This window comes from Paraglaciecola sp. MB-3u-78 (genome assembly GCF_002835935.1).
GTDB lineage: Bacteria > Pseudomonadota > Gammaproteobacteria > Enterobacterales > Alteromonadaceae > Paraglaciecola.
The window spans coordinates 61,441-82,418 of sequence record NZ_PJCF01000010.1 but is presented as its reverse complement, the minus strand read 5'-3'; the positions used below and the strand labels follow the sequence as shown (position 1 = coordinate 82,418).

Genomic DNA, 20,978 nt, shown 5'->3' with positions numbered 1-20,978 from the left:
ACCTCACCGCGTTTAATAGAAGTCAGTGACAACTCGACATTAGATAATAATTCGAATTATATTACAGAGTAAATAATTATAAAACAATAGATAATACAATATTGAAAGCATAGATTGACCGGTTTAGACCTGCTTTGCTTCAACCATAAAATGGCCTTCAACTGTCTATATTAGTTGTATTTACTAACTTATATTAACTTAGTTTGTGCGTCTTCGGTTTCATTTTGCTGTAATAAAGTGCGTTCATACACTTGATCCAAGTAGGTGAACATCCCCTCCGTTGGCTTAACGGTATATTCCAACTCAACAATGGACCGATGATGTTTAATAACAACGACGTCGTCTTTTTTAATTGGATGAATTCGTTTTGTTTCTACCAATTCATTCAGTGCATTTAGAAACGCTGTTTTACGCTTAGTCGCGTTCTCCTGGATCTGATATCCAGACTCTAAGATGCATTGATTCTGTTTCAGAACCATAGTGATATTTTCATTGATATTATGGGGATGATACTTTAATTGCTGGATCATTTTTTTATAGATGTGCCTAGCAATAGGGCTCTTTAACCGCATTGAAAAATCTTCATCATACAACTTGTATTTGCCATCTAAGATAAGTTTTGTAGCTTCTCTGTTCAGGTAAACACAAATAAATTTATCCACTCGAATATTTTTATCTGGGTTGTCATTATCAACAAAGATCAAATCATGAATGTAAGAGCCGTAACCATCTGCTTTTCTAAGTTTCCCGTCGCCAAAATCTTGATGTGTACCAGTGTAATGCCCCGCACCCTTCAATACACGTAGCGCCTCGTTTAACTCCGCATGTGAATAGGTTTTTTCTCTACCACTCATTTTCATACGCAATTGATTCAGTGTAAAAAATACAGCAAAGCCAGCTGCGTCATATTTATACCCTGGTTGGGCAGTTTTACTGTCAAAAGGGCCCAACGAAGCAAACCCCATAATAGCTTCTTCAACAAGAGATTCACGCGTACCAGGAAAAATAGCGACCTTTTTTTTATCACGATCTAAAACAGCAGGTTGAATCGCATAAACGGTACCGTCCTCCATCTCAAATATCCGATCCCCTTTATCGGCGAATACCGATAAAGGAATAACCTTAGACGAACGCGTATGCACGAAGCGTGGGCGTATGTCATAACCCATTAACGTATTCCCATCAACATTAGGCTCTGTAAATAAGGCCAATTGTTTTTTAGCGTGGTCGTCTATCTCAGGTAATGTGCTGATGATTGGATTATCTTTATTTTCGTCCGTCATTGGTACTCCTGGCATCTTAGCAATGTAAATTCTCAGAAACCTTATAAATTAAGGGGTTGAAAGGCTTTGAGCTTATCTGGACGAAACAACAATTAGTTTAACTTTGCTTCAAACCTTGTATATAACAAACAGAAATAATTAGTGTTACCGAATAGAGTTAAACAAGCTAATTAAAACAGGAAATGGTCGAAATATACCCAAAAAACAACATAATAACGTTTATTAGAGCACTAAATCTTCCGAGCAACAAACCAATATCAACAAGATTCACACTTAGATTGCTGCAAACCTTTTTACCATAAGAGTAATGAAAATTTAAATTTATGTGTAAATACAGTGAGATAGAGAGAATATTAAACTATGCTCTAAACCTCTGAGTAACTTTGCTGCAAACCTTTATAACAAATTAAGAGACGCAATCACTAAAAACCAAGCTGAAACGAGCATAATCTCCCCTATAGAGTACATAAAACCACCAATCGTATAAAAATCTATATAAATATACGGCTTTAATTGCTGTAAACCTCACAAAGCCACCCCTTTATATTGCTCTAAACCTTTTAAATAAAGAGCATTGAACTTAAAATTGCTGCAAACCTTCTACTTAAATTCTATAATAGCGAACGTACTACAAATGACTTAGGGATAACCCGTAAAAGAATCAGCTGGTATCATCATCAATATTCGATTCATGTAACGTACCCACTCCGAACTCCTTTTCTTGGGTACTAACCAAAAAGGATCTACCCACTTTAAGATCTACAGGTAACATCTTTTTTTTATAATGTCCTAAAGCATCTATCTGATGTAGACCTAATTTAACAGGCTGAGCATTTTTCAAAATATTACTTAAGCTGATGATTGGATTTAAGTTTTTCAGTACATGCTCAAGGTATTTACCCACGGTCTGCCTAGATAGCATTGTAAGTCGAGATACGCTTGAGGCGTTTACGTTCATCCCAAGGTCTTTCAATTTAAGCACGGTGTTGCGCACAGAGACTTCTGTCTTGTTCCGTTTAATTTTGGCAGTTCTTTCTGCGGACATTTTTTGTTTTGTATAAAGTGGTAGGTTACTATCAATTGTCATTGCACCACGATGCACTGAACTGCCTCTATAGTGATCCCAGGACCACCTAGCGATTGATTTGACTATGGATTTAATTTCCGATTGAGGCAGGTTATCTGTCCAACCATCGGTTCTAAAGCGATTCCTCGCGGTTGTATAATTGAGTAGCATGTCTTCGAAATTACTGAGCGTGGAGGTTTTTCTGGCTTCAGTAACTTTGGCATAAGCAAAGAAACGCGTGATTTCAAATAACGTGCAATTTCTAGAGTGACTAATACTAGTCAGATCGGGCCCTTTACTCCAAGGTGGTTTAGTTGTTAGCTCAACATATTCTGCAAGTTCGCCTAGATCATACATTACATTGTGAAATTCAACCGTTCGATACCATGGGTGCCCAGGGGTTTTCGCGACTGGGCCTGAGTAAGATAGGTCAGCTTTCATTTTAAGCGCCATAGCTTCGTAGACAGCTTTCATATAATAAATGGGAGCAGCTCTGCTTTTTGATGAGGTGGCAACCCCAGGGATGGCATAAAACAAATGAGAAGTGTTTTTCTTATCCTTAGACACAACCATAAAATTTGGAGGGGGGAGATCAACGTCTTCCCAAATCATCGGATTATTATGATCTATATCGAATACGAGCCAATTTTTTAGGTTTTTAGAGTTAACTTGGATATACGGGAATCGTAAAGCATCTTTTTTTAAGAGCTTAAATCGCGCTGTTTTGTCTTCACTACAATAAATTGCGTGCGGCAATGTATTGAACAGCAAACTCAGTGGGGACGATGGTTCGTAGATCCTAAGTATCGACATTTACGACCACTCGATCTCTACGCAGCGCGCTAAAAATAGGGTTACAGATTGCACTGAGCCCATTCTCATTGTAATATTCATATGTACATTGGTGGTTAGTCAGTTACTTTCTACTCGACCAAAAGTTCGGTGACTGTCTAACTGCCCATCCTTATTTAATTTATGCGAATAATGTTACCGTTTGTTTTTGACACATTTGTGTATTTCTTTAAGGTGTTTATAAAGGTTTGCAGCACTTTTTAACTTTGCTCCTAACCTTCTAAAGGCAGTGTTGGCAAGGCCTGTACGCTGCTTTAGTCCTATTTTTGGATTATTGCACACGGTTTACATGATCGCAACAGATCAAAAAATTTCATCTTTAATGTGATAACAACGCGCATCAAATCAATTAATTTCTACAGCTATGCTTAATCCAACCTAGTATTTTTTATTCCCTTTATCACCAAACTAAATTTGTGAGCAATCCTTAATTTTTACGTGGTTAATGGCGTGTTGTGAGTGAGGAATTGATGATAATTTACGCCACTTTCGACGTATTAATGCCACAAAGAAACGCTTTCAGTGCCTTAACTAAGCATTTATTCTCTGGCGTTTTCTTTAAAATGGTTGTAAATACATTGATAGAAGCTTTGAGCCCGATCATTCTCCACGCTAACAATTCTGGTTCTTTAACAGTGGTTGGGCATAAGGAAATAAAGAAATAGCCGTTATCCTCCAACTTAATCAGTTCCCAATGGGACTCAGGCGTTAACACACAATCTGAAAGCAGTTCTATTTGCGCGAGAACTGCATTAAGTAACAATGGTTTATGCGTTAAAAAAGCGTTGAAAAAGCGATCGGCAATATGAGGATCAGATTGTATCTGCTTCAAAGTAAGTGATAGAACGGTTTTGATTTTTCCCATTGTATATCCTCCAACTCACATTATGCTATCTAGTATAAACTTATTATTAAAAAATAGTGATATCACTATTTATATGTGAACCTGGTTTAGATCGCAAGTGTGTTAATGTAACTAATTTTAGGTAAATATTATTTCCGCATCGTAAGTTGATGTTTTGTATATAAATATGCATACACGAATTGAGATGAGAATATTAAAAAATATTATTGAAGATCAATAAATTTAGTGATTACTCGTGCAGGTTGCTAGTTAAATCACTATTTTGTGGTATATTTAGAATAAAAATAGGGGAGGTCATGGTTACTTCAAATACGGTTGAAAATACGAACAAGTCCAGAAAAGAACATTTACCGGGATTTAAAGATCGCTTCTATGCAATATGCGCGGTATTGGATAAGAAAAAATTTGGTCGGATACGGTTTCTGACAACGATTAGTGGCCTCTCCTGGAGTGGCGCTAAGGTATGTATCGAAAATGATAGGCCCCCGAAAAGGGTATCGGCGCTTAGGTCAATAGCGAATGAGCTAAGCCAGGAGCTAAAACGAAAGACTAATATTGCCGTCACCCCGGCAGAGGTAGAGGAATATCTAGTAGTGGGTAGCGGCCCACTTGAAGATCGTTTACAGGGTTTCATTGAAACCGATCTGAGAAGTTTGGGGAAGTGGGATATTTCCACCATTAGTGCATCATTAAATGCACGCGTCGTTTTGATGATCCATAAACTGGCCAATGAAATGGGAATTGATGTATTTTCCGATTTGGATAAGCAACAGTTTGAACTACTGAATAGAAAAATGGTTGTATATTGTCATCAACACAGCGATATCAATGAAATGGAAACCGATTTGGATGTAATGGAGTTGATCCGGAGTATGATAATTGTTGCTCATGCAAAGCTGCAGTAAATATGGTCCTCCGAGTACTACTATTGTGGCTGATTGCTTGTCATAGCAGTATCAGTTTCGCAAGCGATGTAGCGCTATATTACCCTCAATCACTTGCAACCAACTCCTTATCTATTCAACTAAAGTCCGCTTTTTCTAAAGACGCGAATATTATCATCGATAAGATTAACGTCAATCCAGGTACGGTAGTGGTCGGTGCGGGGCGGGATTTTTTCGAAGCCGCGCATGATATTGCAGACATCTATTGTTTAGCTGTATTGCCGTACGCCGGAAGCCAACAGCCAAATAAACGTGAATATTACCTATATTTTCATGTGTCGCCCAGTGATATAGACGCATTTCTCAGTCAACAATTTGATTCGCTCAAAGTGGGATTTATTTACTTTGATGAAAATGACCCTTTCTATCAATATGCCGCCACGAAAACGAATGTCGAGTTCATAGGCCGGAAGGTTTCAAACGATGTGTTTGCTGGTGTTCGTCGGCTCCGAGAGATTGATAAAATCGATATATTTCTGATCACGAACGATACGCGGTTATATTCGAGTAAAGTACTGCGGTTTTTGTTGGAAGATATGTACCGTCAAAACTTACCCGTTATCGCGTTAAATAAACAACTATTAAAAGCCGGGGCTTCAATTGCTCTTGTGCCCAAAATTGATGAATTTGCACGACAAACATTGTCAATTGCACAACGTATCCGCGACAAATTAGATACCCCTTTCAGTCAATTTTCTAACTCCCTTGAAGTTGTCGTAAATCAACAGCTGCTCAAACGGTTTGATATACAGCTTAAAGAGGTGTCTAAGCATGAAAAATAAACCGTTGGTGCTGAGATTAAAGGTCTGGATGCAAGTTTTGATCGTCCTGACAGTGGGGATATACGCGGTATCGCAGTACTACTTAAACTATCGTTATATTTCGGACTTAAATATTCGTCAAATAAACCAGCTCAATCGCATTATTACGTCCGATCTAAAGACAATGATGCAGTTTCCCTTAGCAGTAAATGATATCGAGAGAATTACGCGTATATCATCAGACTTGTTACAACATGAAATGATTTGGGCCATTGAAGTTAGGAACGAACAAGGCGTTATTATTGAACGAGTGGAACGTAAAACAGATAATAATAACATTACGCTCAAGCGTGAAACCATCGAAATTTACGACGATCGCCCTCAATTACTACTCGATGCAACTATGGTTCAACCGGACAAAACTAATGAACTACTAGGGGTGGTGTATCTTTATTTCACCAACGATTCGCAGGTACAAAGTATCAATCGGGAACTGCAGTTGCAAACATTGATATTTGCCGCCGTGGTGTTAGTGGCAACATTATTACTGGCGTCATTCATAATGAATTATTCCCGCTATGTGCGAAGTACGATTTCTGAAATGGAACAAATTATACGGGGTCACTATGATATTAAGATCCGGCGTACGCGGGTAGAGGAGTTTAATACGTTAGCCGCTAAACTCGAGGATGTTGCTAAAGCCTTCTCGGTGCAAGTAGATACGCTTACTCAAAGCCAAAGTGATGCGAAAAAGAAACAATTAGAGGCTGAAGAAAGTAATTCAGCTAAAATTAGGTTCATGCAGATAATATCACATGAGATACGCAGTCCCGTTCACGTCATTGTTAATTTGTTCTCGACGATCACACGCGATATTAAGCGTAACCAAATAAACAGTATTGAACCCAAACTTGCCCTGTGCAAAGAAAGCGCTTCTGAGTTACTTGCCGTCATTGATGAATTATTGGATGTACAAGCGTTTGAATCAGGGAGTGTAAGCCTCAAAAATACTGAGCAGTCAGTCAATCAAACCCTACTAGACATATGCAACCGGTTCCAAAACAGGTTCGCAGCGAAAAAACTTAATTTTGAGTGTCAAGAAGGTAGCTTGGGTAATGATTATCAGGCGTTATTTGATAAGGGAAAAATAGATCGCGTGTTATCTAATTTAATAGAAAATGCATTTAAGTACACCCAAAAAGGGGCTGTATCGGTGTCATGGCAAATTGAAGATACTAACCCTGCGAGCCTGGTGATAAAAGTAATGGATTCAGGTATCGGTATATCCGAAGCAGATCAGGCTCATATTTTTGATCAATTTTATCAAGTCAACGCACCAGAAATTAGAAGGCAATCTGGCCGAGGTCTTGGTTTGTCGATAGTGAAAGAAATAACGCAAATTTTACAAGGGTCGATTGATGTATCTTCTGTGCCCAGGCGGGGGAGTACATTTACAGTAACCATTCCTATCGAAGTCACGAAGATGGTGAGCAGTCCTGATTTAAGTGACGAGTCGTATTTGGACAGTGGTTGTAAAGTCTTGGTCATCGATGATAGAGAAGCGAACTGTATTGTTATGATGGATATGCTCAATCAGTTTGATATCACGCCTGAATACGCCACCGACCCTAACGTTGGATTGCACAAAGCACTGAGGAAACAATTTGATGTGATATTGGTTGACTACCACATGCCAGATTTAGATGGGGCGACCTTAACGAAAGCCATTCGTGAGAGTGAGATTAACGCCAATAGTGTCATCTTATGCATCACCGCTGATGCAACCATTGCGACGCAAGATGTGCTGATTGAAACCAAATATTTTGATGGGGTGATTGTGAAACCCATTAATGCTGAGACCTTGGCTGAAAAGATAGAAAACGCGATGTATGCTAAGGAATTTTCTGGACGTGTTGTCTATAGTCATTTTAATGATGACAAACGCAAAGATTAGACCTCTTAAAGTACTTATTGTCGCTATCGTGGCGCTATTTGTAGGTGTGCACATGGGTGTTGAAATGTATATCCATCGGGACATTGTTAAGCCAATAGAAAATAGTCAGCCTAAAGTCTGGTATTTTGCTTACGGCACCAATATGTCCACCCGTTATCTAAGCAATGTTAGACATGTAGGGGTTTACCTTTCTTTGCCGGCCTACGTGTTGAATTATTCAGTGACGTTATCTGAGCGTGGTCTACCAGGTATAGAACCGGCGTTTGCGTTGCTGACAAATGAACTCCAGAGCAAGGCTTACGGGGTATTGCATCAAATTACAGTGCAAGACTTAAAGCGCGTAATACATTCCGAGGGTACCGCTTACATTATTGCGGATGTTGAAGTGCACGATAATAATGGCAACACATACCGCGCCAAAACCTTGGTGGGTACCAGTCAGTTGCAGCCCCCTTATCAAGCATCGAAGCGGTATATAAATATTCTGCTTGAAGGGGCAACAGAGCATGGGTTGCCGTTGCCGTATATTCATATGTTAAGAGAGACGGATATGATTTACATCCCGGTACTGTCAGAAATCGTCGGCACGCTGATCTACCTAACCGTCATTGTGACATCGCAATGAAGACTGATTTGCTGGCGCTACTAGCATCATTGCTTCGGTTTCAATGTGAAATAGGCGGTTGGCTATTTGGACCATTCAATAATTAAGCGTAGGTCTGACTCTAAAACTCTCTCTCGATACTCATACTTGAGAGTCTTGTAACGATGTTCATTTTCTTGAGACGGGCAAAAGATGTACGCCTGAAACGCCTGATCGCTTTCAGCTAGTAATCTATCAAATTCTTGCTTGGTTTTTATCATTAGCCGCTTCCATGCCTAAGTAAAAAGGACATCTTGAATTAAAGACCATGAAATGGATTTTTACCAGTAGTGGGAGGTGCGGGTTAAAAGTCTATGGGCTTACTATACAACATCGTCGCCAAAGTTTTTAATATACATTAGCCGTTCTCATATCATGGGGGGAGTATGAGATATTGTCTATCGCACACTTGCCACACATATCACTAAAAAACAGCTTGCAACAAAAGGACGGCCGTCAACACATGATCCTCTTGCTTTGTGAACCAGTAATTATATTACAACTTGACGAGCACGGCGGTTATCTTCTAGTGTTGTGCCGCCATAATATTTAACTGTCAGAGATGAATTTATGAATAATTTTTGGCGGTTTTTCGGGTTTAGTAATGCTCTCAATAAAAATCAAGGTACGCCAAGGATCATACATGGTTGACCAAACGGCTAGAACTGTCTGAAGTGGCCGGAAAAGTCCCCAATGGCAGCTATATTACTATTGGCAGCACCTCTGCCACAACCCATGCTACTTTAGCCGCCATGGTTAAGAACAAGAGCCTGCAGGATATCAATATTTTGCAATTTATTGTGGGGGGGTGAACAGCCTTATTTAGAGCATCATGCCAGTCGTTTTAGGGTTACCACTAACTTTTCCTTTGATAAAGTAGGCAAAAAGGTAAGCCAGGGACTGGCTGATTACGTGCCGGTGTCCGCGTCCAGGGTGCGCCGCTTGTTTGAAGAACGACTTATTGCAGTTGATGTTGCCTTGGTTAAAGTAACGCACCCCAACAAACAAGGCTTTTGCAGTTTAGGCATGGGCGTAGACTTCACAATGGAGGCCGTAAAAGCGGCTACCATTGTGATTGCTGAAGTACGTGAATACATGCCCTGGACGGAGGGTGATTCGCTGATCCATGCGGATAAAATCGTGAGCTTACGGCAGCATAGCGTGACCCAGGCAAAAAGCCTAAGTCAACGAATGTGTATTGGGATGTAGTGGCTTAGCTATTTTACAGATAATTCCAGGGTAGGTAGTTTTCCGGGTGGGCCTTGGCTTGTTCTTGCTCACGTTGCAGCAACGTAAAATAATCCATCACGTTGACGCCCGCCTCACTGCCTGTTGCTATCATCGAGGTGATAACATCTCCGATTGTTGCACCCAGTAAAGTCTTGTGGAACATCGCGTTCTATCCCTCACCACAATTTTCAGCATCGCTTCTATGGCGTTATTGTCCAGTTTCGCACCTGCCACCTGACAAAACAGACTCAGCCCATCATAGTGTTTAATAAAGTATCTTATACCAATTACATTAATTTTATGATCTAATTGTAGGTATGAAATATATTACTCAAAAACAATTATCTGAGAAATTAGAGCCTATTAATTTACAGGCACTTATTGCTCAAGAAACCAATGGTAGAATGCGAATTCGTCTATTAGCTTTATCACACATCAAAGACGGGGCTGACAGAGCTCAAACGGCCAAATATTTAAAAGTAAGCAGGAAAGTAGTCAATGACTGGGCTAAAAAATTTTTTAATGAGGGACTTGTAGGGCTAACTGAAAAAACAAGATCAGGACGCCGTTCAAAACTGACGGAAAATCAATTATCCGAGCTTAAAGAATATGTTCAACTGCACAGTATAAAAGAGAGTGGAAGCAGGCTGAATGCGACAGCACTTGTTTCAGTCATTCATGACAAGTTTGGGATAAAATACAGTAGAACGAATGTGTATAGGCTGTTGCATGCACTTAATTTTTCATGGATAACAAGTCGCTCTCGTCACCCTAAGCAGTCCCAAGAAATCCAAGACGGTTTTAAAAAAATTTAAAATCAAAGTGATCGAAAAGATCGCTAAAGCTCATCCCTTAGATAACGTAGATATCTGGTTTCAAGATGAAGCAAGGTTCGGTCAACAGAATACAACCACGAGGCTCTGGGCAGAAAAAGGGAGCCGTCCGCGAGCGGTTAAGCAACAACAATTTTTAAACGCTTACTTATTTGGTGCCGCCTGCCCAGGGAATGGAAAGACAGAGGCTTTAGTTGTACCATTTTCAAATAAAGAGGGTATGAAACTCCACATGGAGCAAATATCAAAAGCAACACCACTAGGTAGACACAGCGTAGTGATAATGGATGGAGCGGGTTGGCATACAGAAAATGTTGTTGATGAATTTGATAATATTAGCATCATAAAATTGCCAGCTTATTCACCTGAATTGAATCCAATTGAGCAGGTATGGCAGTGGTTAAGACAGAATGAATTAGCGAATAAATGTTTTAAGGATTATGACGATATTGTTGAATCTTGTAGTAATGCATGGAACAGCTTCATAAGTGATATAGAACGGGTGAAAAATATATGTTTTAGAGATTGGCTTAATTTGGGTGGTTAATTAGTGTAATTGGTATTATTGCTTTGCCTAAGCCACTGTTTGCTTCTACCGTCTCATCTACCAGATGGGTTTCACCCCACAATTTGATTTCTGCCATGACGGGTAACGAATGCGCTTGGTGATATTCAAGCCGTTTGGCTAAACTCAGTTGTTGTTCTGCTATGTGATGGTCGTGGATCCAGATTTCGCCATAGCGTATTAAAATATGTTCGACTTCTTCTGGAAAATGATTGATCACATCAACAAACTGTCGTCTCGCATGACTGTTACATAACGATGTCATTGTTGTCGTCACTGTCGGACGGTTGCTGGCAAGTGCATCACTCATAATAATCGGCGGCGCACTGGATTGACTGCGGTTTTGTAAGATGCTGTCAATAAATTCACCGGCATGGCCGATATTGGTTTCGAATAACACGATGTGTTGATTGTGCTTCGTGGTGGCGATAACGCCTGAGGTATACACACCACTGCGTAGTTGTGTTTTATCACTGTTGCGCATCTTTTTCTCAATGGGCTTGGCATCTAAAATACGGTGAGTGGTGTCATCAATGGCATAATGCACGGCATCTGCGGCCAGACTAAATAGGTGTTGGTAAACCGGATAAATGGCATCGCACACCTGTTCAACCTGGTCAAACCCCGTTGACGCAGTGAGCTTCACGCCCAACAACTTTTGAATGCTGCTCTGGCGGTAAAAAGGTAATCCTGCGAAGTACTTGTAAATCGCCATCAATGAACGCGCGGAATACCCGTATTTCTGGGTTCCTGAGCCGTCTTGTAATACATCTTGCGGTAGCGGTGCGGTGAAATACGCCCCACATGTATTGCAGCGATTTCGCTCCATCACATGTTGCTCGGGCGTAAACGGACTTTGTCCGGTGATCCGCAAGAAGCTACCCGGCTCTGTTTTATATATCTTCCCAGTTAGACATTCAGGGCAACCCTCCCCTTTTTTGATGTCTGTTAACGGGTGAATTACCACTGTGGGCTTGACCGGAGTAAACCCTTCATCTGCGGAGGTGCAAGTGTGCTTCTTGGTACGAGGCTTTTTGGTTTTCTGGCTGACATCCGTTTGTTTCTCAGACGACTTTTCTATCCCAAGTAATTTACGTAACTTATGAATAGTGACGTTATGATCAGTCAAACGGTCCTGCATGCTCGCCAGTGTCAGCAAGGCATCCAATAACAACTGGCTATCCTGCGCACTTAACGCCAGATTATTTTCTTTGGCCTCAGCCACGCGGGCTATCAGTGCTTCAAGCTCCTGACCATCGATTTCTGTAAAGGGTTTACTCACTGTTTATGTTAACCGTTTATGTTAACCGTTTATTATGTTTGCTGAAGATATTAGCGGGCATTATGATCCCATCTTTTGAAAATACAAGTCTGTTTTTAAGGTGGATTTCATCGCTAATATACGATCGCTTATTTTGCTATAAATGATCGTTTAAGATCAGCTTGCACGCCGCTCAGAAGTTGACGTAACTGCTTGGCTTCAAACGGATGAACAATTGAGTTGACGTTGGGCCAGCATTGAAACTTACCCTTGGATAAACGCTTGGTCATTAACCAAAACCCGTTGCCATCATAGGCTAGCGTACGGATCATGGTTTTATTGCGATTGATAAACACAAACAATATTCCACAGCGGGGGTCATGCGTCAGTCTGCTGTGGCAAAGCGCGGCTAATCCATCGATCCCCATGCGAAAATCGGCCGGGGAAGTGGCGATCAAAATCGGCGTCTGGGCCGTTAAATGGATCATGGTTTCGCTTCCTGGATCATCGTTACAAGCAAGGCTTGCGAAATCTGGCCCGCAAACGTCAATGCCGCACCATTGCACAAACGAAGCTCGATTATGGGATGTTTATTAATACTATGCTGCGCTTCGCTTCGCGCAGGAAGTTGGATGAAATCATGGTTTGTTTGGCTTGGCTTAACGGACTCACGCCATTGTTTCAATTGTGAGCCACTGATCCGCAGCATCGAGGTAACATTACTGTAAGTGCAGTGTTCAAGTAAGTCGACGGCTTGTTTTCGCAGTGCTTGTGGGGTTGGGGATTTACGACTGCCTCGGTTATGTCGCCATAACTCAAATGCTTCAACTACCTGATTTATTTCTTTAGCGTTTGCCATATTTTCATCTCGAATAAATAAGTTGAAAACATTAAATCAGATCAAATTTAAGAAGTTGCGCTATGCTGCCGTAAGCTCAAAGCCGTTCTTCTTTCTGGGTTTTCCTATTATTTCATTTATTACAAATGCCAGCTGTCCAAGCACCTTTAGAATAAATTGCATTCTGAATTGATTTATTTGAAAAGCCCTTTTTATACATGTCAAACACCATTAATGTTGTTTCCTTGCAGAGTGTTAAGTCCTCATCAGAAAGACACGCCCATTCTTTATTAATTTTCAAAAATGTCGCCTTTACATCTTTGGTACCTATCAGGTAATTCCGACTAGCCTGAACACAAGAGAAAACATCCCCAGGCGGCTTCATACCACCTCCATTACTGGCCAGAGCTTTGGCGCTCAGCAAAGCGCACAGAGCGAACACAATTTTCAGACTATTACTCACTCACATGTTTCCTATTTTTGAATGCATACCTATTATTTATAATTAACTTTTGTTTAAAACAAAAAAATAAGTTCTACTCGGAATATTTGCTTAATTCTTTCTCAAATTTAAGCCATTTCGTTCCATCAATCTTTTTACCGATACTCATTTCATTTACAACGCCAACAACCATAGCGCTTCTAAGAATTTCAGCTCCTGTAAAATAAAGAACTGGAGCATTATTCGTTGTATTGATCTCTTTGCCTACACTCCCACAAGTGACGCTATTTAACCTAAATTCGATTACACCCTGCGTCTTTGACGATGCATCCGCTTGATAAAAGCAATCTTTATTCTCGAATAAAATAGGCTGGGGGTTTTTATCTGCAATGATAACTCTCACCGAATTTACAGCTAATAACTCGGATGCTGTGTTTGCAACATCAATACTTTGGGACTTACCCGCATTATCACATCCGGTTAATGCAATTGAAATTGCCACTAAAAATATAGCGATTTTGTTCATATTTAAGTTTTCCATATCAATACATTGAATTATTTAGCTAAAAATCCGTGTTCTTCATGCTGATGGCATAAGTACACTTTTTGAGGTACATAATCATTGATTCCACTATTCGATTATGTTGTGTTTTTTCAAGTAATTTGCAACCGCTTCTTGGGTTCCAAATGCACCCATAAGCATTTTCTCAGCATGTCGTCTCGATTGTTTATCTTCGCCATTTAACAACAACTCATACCAAGTTTGGACCAACACTAACGGCGGCTCTTCTTGTATTACTTTATCATCCATTTTCTTGCTCCAACATAATATCCCTATAGATTTCGCAGGCTCTGTCTCTGCCAGCGTCCGTTAAATTCCAATAAGCTAATTCACTCTCAACCAACGACGGAAAACGAGCAGGCCAACGTCTTCATTTTCTCCAGAATATTTTGCCAATGCTATACTTACGAACACACTCAAAAATATAAACACCTCTCCAAACAATCCGCCTACAATCGTATTTACTCCTATAGCGACCAACACAATTAGTATTGCGTGTAAAAATATATCTAGTGACATTGCTAATTGTGGATACATATTTAATTTCATTTTGTTATTCCTATTAATTACGAATGTGATTTATTCCAACTATTTGTTTTTTATTGCTTGCTCAAGCAACCATTTCACTTTTTTGAGACTTAGACCTACACCCTCAAAACCATATTTTTCAGCATGTACAATTTGTTCTTTGAGTTTTGTTAAATCATCATCTGACATAGTTCATTTCTCACTCAATGATCTTATGTAGCTTAAGATAATCAGCAATGGCTTGAGGATCATTGTTAAAAGCCCTAAGCAGCTTATCTTGTCCACTTTTCTGAAGTTCTTTACTATCTTTATTGTTAAGCAAGTCATACCAAGTCTGGACGAGCATCACCGGTGGCTCCTTAAATTCCTGTTTTTTAGCCATTGCTTTGTTCCATTATTATCTCGTTATAAATAGTTTCTGCTTTAGTACGGCCAAAGTTGGTTAGTTTCCAGTAAAGTTTTAATGCTGGCCCTCTGTGCATCTCAACTAATCCATGCTCGACCATTTTATGGCAGCTTGTGCGGAAATTTTTATCCGCTATGAAGCTGTTTCGACTATCATTAATACTGTTAAGCAGCGCCATACTACCAACGGGGTTTTTACCGCCTTTCCGCTCTATGGCAAAGAGTAGAAGCAAAACATCTTTCATTATAAACGACAACCTCAAAACTAATCCTTATTCATGTGGCACATGATTAATATCTAACTGCATTCTAGCACGTCTTTTATGTGCTGCAAGTTATTTTTTACCCATTCTTTTTTTATTGCAGCCCAATTGGTAACTTTGTAAGTGAGCGCTTTAGTTCCGCCTGATGATTCAACAATAATATCCAACTCTGGCAAGGCGGATAATGTGTCTTGCAGCGTTCGCCTATGCATCCCAGTAGCGTCCAACAGCCCTTTCACTGTATTGGTACCAGTATCTATAAGATAAGCCACGTAAATCCGTCTGTAGTAGCTTGTTTTGGTTTTGCTGTACTTATCTGTCATTTATTAAGCTTCTCCAATTTGCGGTATTGTGCTGTACAAACCATTCAGGGCATCAGTTAACCTCTGAGGATCGGGAATAATATAAGTGTCTGTCATATCACCGCTTAAATGACCTATAGCCATTTGTATAACATCATACGGCACACCTAAGTCACTTAGGTAGCTTGATGTACTTTTACGCCCAGAGTGGCTAGAGCCTTTTTTGAACCCACATTTTTTAAATAGATCTCGAATATAGTTTTCCATGCTGGAACAGCGCATTATCTCCTGCTCTTTACCATCTTTGGTTTTGTATGATTTTGGATTAAATGCAAGCTTTACCCATTTATGCCCTCGTTGACCTTTATAAGATAAAAACAAAGGGCTGTCACCGCGTAACCCCCCATAACTACCATCATCAGATAAAAAGGCATTGTCTCTAATTCTTTTGTCGCGCCATGCTAATAACGCCTTTCTTTGCTGCTTAAGAACTAAGGCACAATCACGACTACGGCCACCCTTTGCATATTCTTTTTTCATTCTGAAAATAGATTTTAAAGATCCGTTACTATAAAAAATGTCCTCCACGCGTAAATAGCACGTCTCTGTAATTCTGGTAAGAGAGCCGAATAAAAACCAGACCAAGGCGACATTACGCTCAGCGCACTCACCTCGATTTGCGTTGGCTAGTATATGTTTCAACTGAGATTTATTTTTAATCCTACCAGCGCCTTTCGTACTGCTTTTTAACCGCTTTACAGCATCAGATACAGGACGTCTTCGTCTAGGTTTTTCTAAATCAGTGATGATGAAATACTCCAAATAACACCCAATTCCAACATGGTAAGATATTTAGGTGCCAAAAACTACAAGCCCCATTCATAAAGGGCATATTGGAATAATGTTTTGGGGGAAAGTAAGTGTTTTAGGCCGTTGGCCTTTTTTATGTGTCGTCGTGTTAATCAGCTATTGGCACATTTGTGACACACAGCGAATGGCTCCAGTGAGCGATCAGGAGCCGTTCAAGCAATCTGTATACCTTTAAACTTTTTGATGTTATCGGTTGGTATCCTAATGGCAAGTTTTCCGACATTGCTGTCGTTAGGATAATTGGCTTTAATGGCAAGAATTGCCACACTGAAGACATTAGCACTTGAGAATTGTCACTAAAATTTGTTGTATGTTTTGATCTACAGCGGACATGACTGAACAACAACATTCCGCTAGCCGTTTCCTGATAGCTGACATTCCCCATAGATGAAAACAGGTGGTGTTTGATAATAACTTTTTACCAGTGAGTCGTTCAGCCTGAACGTGAACTAAGCCACCATTGCCGTCATTCATGATTAGGCAGTTAACGCTAACAATGAGTAGGTTTGTTGATCATCAGTGACATGATCTGATACGTGATGTTGATACTCTAGTTGAAACTGATGTCGACAAAGTCAACATAGAAGAAACCGTGGGAGGTTTGCGCTATGGGGAATTGATAATACGCAGAGATTGTTGTGAGGAGATATTGCTTTTACATCGCTGTAATCGCGCGATTTAATGCTCAACAAGACTATTTAACGTCATATGTTTTCTCTTTTCTTCGCTATTTTTTCGTATTTTCAGTCAGTAAAGCAAACGCCTCCCTGAGCTTTACACCCTCAATTTTTTATACTCTACTGCGATCCAAAATCCATCTTATTCATTTGTTTTATTCCCAGAGTCTCCACTCTTGTTTTTTGGGGACAATAGTCGAGAATATTTGTGTTGCTTTGGCGCTTTATACTCATCAACATCTTTTTCCTGAGAAACTAAAAATTTAAGAAACGGTTTATTTTGAAGCCTACAAGATTGAGCGATACTTAAAAGTAGTAAATAAGTATTGGCACCACTCTTCCAAAAAGACATGGAAATTTTTCTTTGGATTATGACCGGTTTTATTGCTCTTTCTGCCATATTGTTGTGCCAGTCAATCCCGTCCTCTTCAATAAATGTAAACAAGCTATTCCTGTAACGGTTAAATCGTTTTTGATATCTGGTCGTAATTTCAAATTTGTAGGTATTACCATCAACATTTTTCTTGTAAAATATTTCAATGCTCTTTCGAAATTTATTAAGGTGCCTCTTTTTCAAACCGTATTTTTGCACTGCTTTAAAAATTGGTAAAATTAGGTCTTTAACACTAAGTACAAATACTTCCAACTCTTCATTGAATGGCTCCTTCCACAAATCATCATTAAGATCCCTCATCAGATGAGCCCAACATTTCTGCTGTCGACAATTAATGGCATCGTATCCAGCATAAAAATCAGAAATCAATACACCTGTATAGTTGGAAAATAACTCGTGAACGATTGTCGACTGTCTTGTCTCTGTTAGCCTAAACACAACGTGTTTACCATCCGTAAATACCCATACGTATTGAACCGCTCCATTTATATTAATTGTCGTTTCATCCACATGAACGAAAGGACTTTGCAATATTTTTTGGAGCAAGAGAGCCTCTGTATCGGAATAATGATCTGCAAAATAAGCAATAGACCTTACTATAGTATCAGTGGATGCACTTTCATTAAAAGTGTCTGCCAGAGCTTGGCAAATCATTTCATAAGGCAGACGAAGGATAATCCGTTGATACACGATCCAGGCAATAAAACTGTATCCAAACATTTTACCCTTAAAAGAACTCACCATTTTGGGCGCGTATATTTTTCGGCATTTCAAACAATAACACTTTGTCCCAAAATACTTAATTATCGTTTTTCTACATCCATTTTTGGTGAATACCAAGTCTATAATGACTGTTGACGCTTGTTGTTCTAAAACTTTAAGCAAACGATGGCATGCAGGGCACCTTCTCATTCTGGGCACGCAAACTTCTTTCATTGGCTTGGGAGTAATTCGCACATATTTTGCGGTGACGGATTGTTGGGCGCTTTCCCTGGGTGAACTCGAACATTCGGTTGAATTTAAATGTATTTTATTCTGGTTGTAACGAACGTGAGCAAATTTGAGCATTAAATCTAGTTCTTCGTGAATTTTATTACCAATATCTGTAACATGCTTTTTGGGTTGATCGGCAAAGTCGACATTCCATTTTGAATCAGCTGTTTCAATTATCTTTGTAAGCTCAGTGGTTAGTATGTATAGGGCTTTACAATCTTCTTGATTATAAGTGATTAATATTTGCTTATGTTGCTGATTTCTTTCTTCATTCCAACGATATCTCCAAACCAGACTTTGTAAACCTGATGATTTGGGATGTGACCAAGTAATTCCTAAAAAAAAACCTAATTTTTTTAGTGAATTTGCCCTGACCGGAAAATAAATTTTTCCATAAATGAGCGTGGTCACATTGACTAAACGCTCATCCATAGTCTCTGAACCATTGCCATATCGATTTTTAAGCTGACGTACAGCCTTAGCATCGTAGCTGCCATAATGGTAGATTGGGGCATCAGGGTATTCATTTGTTTTTTCAATAAAACTATCCCAAATTTGCTGTTCGTCATTTATAGAATCTGCCCAGAAAGAATGACTCGACTTTTTATCTCCATTCACAACAATCAAACCAATGAGGTAATAGGAATCCTGATCAGGTGTTCCTTCAATATCTAGAAACAGTTCAACTCCTGGCCTGCACAGCACTGGAAGTTCTTGAATGTAGATCTTCTTAGTTCTGATAGCCAGAGCTTGAATTTCAGCTCGGTAATGTAGTGGAGACTTTGGTGTTTGTTTTCTTTTGCGTTGTTTTCTAGGTCTAAATAAATAGGAAAGTTGATTGACGGTGAAAATTCCTTTTTTGTGATATTTTTGGATTTCCTTTTGGCTCAATCTACTCAACAGACTTAAATCATCTTTTTCTGCGGCTGTGTTTTCGCAATCTTCTTGAAATGGACAAAGTGAACAGTGCTTGTTAAGAATGATTGGTGGTGGTAGAGAATTTATGTCTTGTGTCCACACCTTTATTTGTTTAAGAACCGTATCAACATCCTTGTAGATCGAAGTTAATTTAATCGTATGGGCTTTGCCCCCATTTACCACAATAGTGCCTGATACCGGCTTCCCCTTCTGGATATTGGACAATACATGCGCTATGAAAGCCAAATGAAATTTTTGCTCTTTGGCAATTTTATGTGTTCCGACGACCAAAGTCGGTGAATAATGATGTTTTGTTTGAGACGAAACTGCCTTGGCTCTCGTTAGCGAGACAACATGAGCTTTCAAGTCATGAAATATTAAGTTGGCCTCAAGCAGAACAGACGTTCCTTTTTCAAACCCTTCAATAGAGTATAGTTCTGCCGCAGGAACATCTTTCTTAATCCCGATTAAATACTTCTCTCTGTTCTTTTCTGTTTCTTCTGCCATGATAGAAATGTATTCATGGGTGCCCCCTTTTTTATCGGAATATAATAAAAGGTAAGATTTTAGCTGACACTCTGTATAAGCTATAGCGATATCGGGTGTAATCATTTTTATAGCGCCGCTTCAAACATTGCAGTTAGTCACTTGGATGAAATATCTATATATACTAATATAGTTTATAGGCCTGAGTGACCAAGAATATTCCAACATCCGTCCTTGATTGATAATAATATTGTTGACGAGGTTTTTTGGCTGGAATGAGAGCTAGGATCAAAATGAAGAGTCTTTCAGTGCAACACTGCCCATCTCTTCACTATTCTATTGGTAATCAATGGCTTCACAAAAACGACTGGACAGAACAGCGTTTCATGTCAGCTGTGGATCCAAATCGACTAGGAATTATGCCAAACATTTTCTTATTCCTATCTCCCGCTCAGTGGCAACAGTTAGCGTTCAGATACGAAACACCAACGGCAAGAATGAGCTTGCAGCAGTCATAGATATTGTTCTCGTTCTATAACTGTATTTTGCTTTTTTTATCATGAAATCAGTCTCAAAACCGATTGGGGGAACGTCCGTTATGCCGAGAATTATTGAGTGAGCTTTAGACCTGTTTAAGTCAACTAACAGGTGCACAGTTGACCTCGACAAACAGTCACATCTTAAAACTCTGATTTCTCCTTTGCGCACAAAGTGAACATTAATTCGAATGCTGATAACGTCCGCTATAGGTCGATTTTTACCAATCTGCTAACGACAAAAATTCCGACAAAGCTGACTTAAGCGATGTCAATTTCCAACGTTACTTTAAAAGCAGATTAACGGAAAAATTATTGTTTAAATTGACTACGACCACTTTAAATTCCGTCCCTTTAAATTCAGCTAAGAAGTTAATTACAACATCTCTTGTTAGGTGGCCAACTTAACTATCTCACTACATACATACATACATACGTATAAATCAATGCTCCTAATGACTCTGGACTTGTATCTCCATGAAATATAGTTTTTATAGAATATTAATC

Annotated in this window: 25 protein-coding genes; 8 read left to right on the top strand and 17 right to left on the bottom strand. The window is 39.5% G+C overall.

Annotated elements, in window-relative coordinates; genetic code table 11:
- Positions 1–188: 188 nt before the first annotated feature.
- The 3 genes from CXF95_RS22015 to CXF95_RS22005 form a co-directional block, all read right to left on the bottom strand.
- Positions 189–1,283, bottom strand: a complete 1,095-nt coding sequence (locus tag CXF95_RS22015; RefSeq protein ID WP_101200708.1) for a hypothetical protein — start codon at positions 1,281–1,283, stop codon at positions 189–191.
- A gap of 661 nt (positions 1,284–1,944) precedes the next feature.
- Complete coding sequence (locus CXF95_RS22010) at positions 1,945–3,162, bottom strand: replication initiation protein (protein WP_101200707.1); 1,218 nt, start codon at positions 3,160–3,162, stop codon at positions 1,945–1,947.
- 517 nt (positions 3,163–3,679) lie between these two features.
- Positions 3,680–4,066 carry a hypothetical protein gene (locus CXF95_RS22005; protein WP_101200706.1) on the bottom strand — a complete coding sequence of 129 codons (387 nt, stop codon included), beginning with the start codon at positions 4,064–4,066 and terminating at the stop codon, positions 3,680–3,682.
- A gap of 296 nt (positions 4,067–4,362) precedes the next feature.
- On the opposite strand from CXF95_RS22005, the gene CXF95_RS22000 reads away from it, so the two are divergent.
- From CXF95_RS22000 to CXF95_RS21975, 6 genes are all read left to right on the top strand, one after another.
- A complete protein-coding gene (locus CXF95_RS22000) occupies positions 4,363–4,971 on the top strand; it encodes a hypothetical protein (protein ID WP_101200705.1) in 609 nt (202 codons plus the stop codon).
- A 2-nt stretch (positions 4,972–4,973) separates the two neighbouring features.
- On the top strand, positions 4,974–5,792 hold the full coding sequence (locus CXF95_RS21995; RefSeq protein ID WP_101200704.1) for a hypothetical protein: 819 nt from the start codon (positions 4,974–4,976) through the stop codon (positions 5,790–5,792).
- The gene (locus tag CXF95_RS21990; RefSeq protein WP_101200703.1) at positions 5,782–7,725 is read left to right on the top strand and encodes an ATP-binding protein; all 1,944 of its coding nucleotides are present in this window, start codon (positions 5,782–5,784) and stop codon (positions 7,723–7,725) included. The genes CXF95_RS21995 and CXF95_RS21990 overlap by 11 nt, the downstream gene beginning before the upstream one ends.
- The gene (locus CXF95_RS21985) at positions 7,703–8,350 is read left to right on the top strand and encodes a gamma-glutamylcyclotransferase (RefSeq protein ID WP_232787978.1); all 648 of its coding nucleotides are present in this window, start codon (positions 7,703–7,705) and stop codon (positions 8,348–8,350) included. Before CXF95_RS21990 ends, CXF95_RS21985 begins: the two co-directional genes overlap by 23 nt.
- Before the next feature lie 665 nt (positions 8,351–9,015).
- A complete protein-coding gene (locus CXF95_RS21980) occupies positions 9,016–9,180 on the top strand; it encodes a hypothetical protein (protein ID WP_232787977.1) in 165 nt (54 codons plus the stop codon).
- Positions 9,167–9,577: a hypothetical protein gene (locus CXF95_RS21975; protein ID WP_157828210.1), complete on the top strand. Its 411-nt coding sequence runs from the start codon at positions 9,167–9,169 to the stop codon at positions 9,575–9,577. The genes CXF95_RS21980 and CXF95_RS21975 overlap by 14 nt, the downstream gene beginning before the upstream one ends.
- A gap of 13 nt (positions 9,578–9,590) precedes the next feature.
- Here the strand turns inward: CXF95_RS21975 and CXF95_RS29685 are convergent, their stop codons facing one another.
- Complete coding sequence (locus CXF95_RS29685; RefSeq protein WP_157828209.1) at positions 9,591–9,761, bottom strand: hypothetical protein; 171 nt, start codon at positions 9,759–9,761, stop codon at positions 9,591–9,593.
- A gap of 154 nt (positions 9,762–9,915) precedes the next feature.
- Between CXF95_RS29685 and CXF95_RS21970 the strand changes: the two genes are divergently transcribed.
- Positions 9,916–10,978, top strand: a protein-coding gene (locus CXF95_RS21970; RefSeq protein ID WP_101200700.1) for an IS630 family transposase whose coding sequence is annotated in 2 segments (ribosomal slippage) — positions 9,916–10,401 and positions 10,403–10,978 — 1,062 coding nt in all. Because the reading frame shifts where the segments join, the coding sequence is not laid out codon by codon here.
- Here CXF95_RS21970 and CXF95_RS21965 read toward each other — a convergent pair.
- From CXF95_RS21965 to CXF95_RS21910, 13 genes are all read right to left on the bottom strand, one after another.
- On the bottom strand, positions 10,962–12,278 hold the full coding sequence (locus tag CXF95_RS21965) for a transposase (RefSeq protein ID WP_101200699.1): 1,317 nt from the start codon (positions 12,276–12,278) through the stop codon (positions 10,962–10,964). The two genes, CXF95_RS21970 and CXF95_RS21965, sit on opposite strands and share 17 nt — an antisense overlap.
- 128 nt (positions 12,279–12,406) lie before the next feature.
- Positions 12,407–12,745 carry an IS66 family insertion sequence element accessory protein TnpB gene (gene tnpB, locus CXF95_RS21960; RefSeq protein WP_101200698.1) on the bottom strand — a complete coding sequence of 113 codons (339 nt, stop codon included), beginning with the start codon at positions 12,743–12,745 and terminating at the stop codon, positions 12,407–12,409.
- Positions 12,742–13,116, bottom strand: coding sequence for a hypothetical protein (locus tag CXF95_RS21955; RefSeq protein ID WP_101200697.1), 375 nt, complete (start codon positions 13,114–13,116; stop codon positions 12,742–12,744). Before CXF95_RS21955 ends, tnpB begins: the two co-directional genes overlap by 4 nt.
- Positions 13,117–13,228: 112 nt before the next feature.
- Positions 13,229–13,558: a hypothetical protein gene (locus CXF95_RS21950; RefSeq protein WP_101200696.1), complete on the bottom strand. Its 330-nt coding sequence runs from the start codon at positions 13,556–13,558 to the stop codon at positions 13,229–13,231.
- 73 nt (positions 13,559–13,631) lie between these two features.
- The gene (locus CXF95_RS21945; RefSeq protein WP_101200695.1) at positions 13,632–14,063 is read right to left on the bottom strand and encodes a hypothetical protein; all 432 of its coding nucleotides are present in this window, start codon (positions 14,061–14,063) and stop codon (positions 13,632–13,634) included.
- Positions 14,064–14,168: 105 nt separating this feature from the next.
- Positions 14,169–14,348, bottom strand: coding sequence for a hypothetical protein (locus tag CXF95_RS21940; RefSeq protein WP_101200694.1), 180 nt, complete (start codon positions 14,346–14,348; stop codon positions 14,169–14,171).
- A 75-nt stretch (positions 14,349–14,423) separates the two neighbouring features.
- Positions 14,424–14,648 (bottom strand): hypothetical protein, encoded by a 225-nt coding sequence (locus tag CXF95_RS21935; RefSeq protein ID WP_101200693.1) that lies wholly within the window; start codon positions 14,646–14,648, stop codon positions 14,424–14,426.
- Positions 14,649–14,687: 39 nt separating this feature from the next.
- A complete protein-coding gene (locus tag CXF95_RS31180; protein WP_255418946.1) occupies positions 14,688–14,816 on the bottom strand; it encodes a hypothetical protein in 129 nt (42 codons plus the stop codon).
- 10 nt (positions 14,817–14,826) lie between these two features.
- A complete protein-coding gene (locus tag CXF95_RS21930) occupies positions 14,827–15,009 on the bottom strand; it encodes a hypothetical protein (RefSeq protein ID WP_101200692.1) in 183 nt (60 codons plus the stop codon).
- Positions 15,002–15,277, bottom strand: coding sequence for a chromosome segregation protein ParM (locus CXF95_RS21925; RefSeq protein ID WP_198556671.1), 276 nt, complete (start codon positions 15,275–15,277; stop codon positions 15,002–15,004). The genes CXF95_RS21930 and CXF95_RS21925 overlap by 8 nt, the downstream gene beginning before the upstream one ends.
- A 53-nt stretch (positions 15,278–15,330) precedes the next feature.
- Positions 15,331–15,618: a helix-turn-helix domain-containing protein gene (locus CXF95_RS21920; RefSeq protein ID WP_101200690.1), complete on the bottom strand. Its 288-nt coding sequence runs from the start codon at positions 15,616–15,618 to the stop codon at positions 15,331–15,333.
- 3 nt (positions 15,619–15,621) lie between these two features.
- Positions 15,622–16,299: a site-specific integrase gene (locus CXF95_RS21915; RefSeq protein WP_232787980.1), complete on the bottom strand. Its 678-nt coding sequence runs from the start codon at positions 16,297–16,299 to the stop codon at positions 15,622–15,624.
- A gap of 987 nt (positions 16,300–17,286) precedes the next feature.
- On the bottom strand, positions 17,287–20,061 hold the full coding sequence (locus CXF95_RS21910; RefSeq protein ID WP_101200688.1) for an IS66 family transposase: 2,775 nt from the start codon (positions 20,059–20,061) through the stop codon (positions 17,287–17,289).
- 167 nt (positions 20,062–20,228) lie between these two features.
- On the opposite strand from CXF95_RS21910, the gene CXF95_RS29680 reads away from it, so the two are divergent.
- Positions 20,229–20,453: a hypothetical protein gene (locus tag CXF95_RS29680; protein ID WP_157828207.1), complete on the top strand. Its 225-nt coding sequence runs from the start codon at positions 20,229–20,231 to the stop codon at positions 20,451–20,453.
- Positions 20,454–20,978: the final 525 nt, after the last annotated feature.